This window comes from Bacillus sp. B1-b2, assembly GCF_009183415.1.
Taxonomy (GTDB): Bacteria; Bacillota; Bacilli; order Bacillales; family Cytobacillaceae; genus Niallia.
Window position 1 is genome coordinate 1 of sequence record NZ_WEHU01000078.1, and the last position, 1,383, is coordinate 1,383.

Here is a 1,383-nt window from a genome sequence, read left to right on the forward strand (position 1 = left end):
TTTTAAATTCCATTGATATCGATAATTGTTATAGTAAACCATGTAATGATTTATTTTTGCCTTTAATTCTTTTATGGTTTTACAAGATTTATAGTCTACCTCATCTTTTAAATGTCCAAAAAATGACTCTTGGGGGGCATTGTCCCAACAGTTTCCTCTCCTAGACATAGACTGACCTAGTCCATATTTTTTTAATAAATTTTGATATTTTGGGCTTGTGTAATGGCTTCCTTGGTCCGAGTGAATAAAGGCATCTTCATGTAGCGTAACTTTCTTATTGTTCATTAATTTATGGATCGTCTTGGTAGCGATAGGAAGAGTGATACGATCAGAAACATGGTAAGCTAGGAGCTCGTTAGTAGATGCATCTTTTATGGTCGACAAATAAGCCACACAATTACCGTTATATGGCAAATAAGTAATGTCCGTTAATAACACTTTTCCAGGAACACCTTGTTTAAATTCTCTGTTTAACCTGTTTGGAACAACCTGGTGTTCCTTGGTTGCTTTAGCGATTTTTTTATAAGGGTTAGGCCTTCTATGAGGGCAGATTATTCCGTATTTCCTCATGATTCTTTGTATCTTCTTGCGACTAAAGGTAATACTATATTCATTCTCCAATATCATTTTAATGGAACGAGATCCTTTCTTATACCCACGTCGATTAAATGCTTTTAATAGGATTTCTTTTGCTTGTAGATCGAATTGCTCTCTTGCTTCTCGATTAGTAGTTGCCTTTAGAAAACTGTAATATCCAGAACGGGAGACATCTAAAAGTTCACAAAAATACCTGGTCATTCCTTTAAATTGATTCTGTTCAATGATTTCATAAATCAACTGATACACTCTACTTGTTTCTAGACTTTCGCTTGCGTTTAAGAGCCTCCTTTCTGTCGCTTCGAGCTTTTTTAATAGCTCTACCTGGCCCTCCAGTAACTTAATCCTTGCTTCTTGTCTCTCCATAATTTCTGAAGGTGTAAGTTCTCGCTTTAATGGTCTGCCAGATCCCGTTTTCCTTGTATCTGTAAGTCCAAGCAATCCATTCTTCTCGTAAGCCTTTTTCCATCTATGGGCTGATTGTTCCATTCGCTTCATTCCTATAACGTCCATATCGAAGCCATTTTCTTCAAATATCTGTCGTGGTAGTTTACCGCCCAAATACTCATCCATAAACCTATTTTTAAAGGCGTCAGTATATGTAATCGCTCGATCGCTAACACGCTGTACATTTGGGTTCTTTTGTAGTGTTTTTATATCTTTAATTGAAAATGTTATTCTACTCATGTTGTCCTCTAATCCCTATTTAGTAATTATAAGTATATAAAAAAATACCTGTAGATAAAACACTCTTTTTCAAGTGTCCTAACTACAGGTACCATTTTA

The 1,383-nt window shown here is 35.5% G+C and carries 1 protein-coding gene; it reads right to left on the reverse strand.

Going from position 1 to position 1,383, the window contains the following annotated elements; all coding sequences use genetic code 11:
• On the reverse strand, positions 1-1,284 hold a 1,284-nt coding region (locus F9279_RS24770; RefSeq protein WP_152116738.1), incomplete at its 3' end, for an IS3 family transposase.
• Positions 1,285-1,383 lie beyond the last annotated feature (99 nt).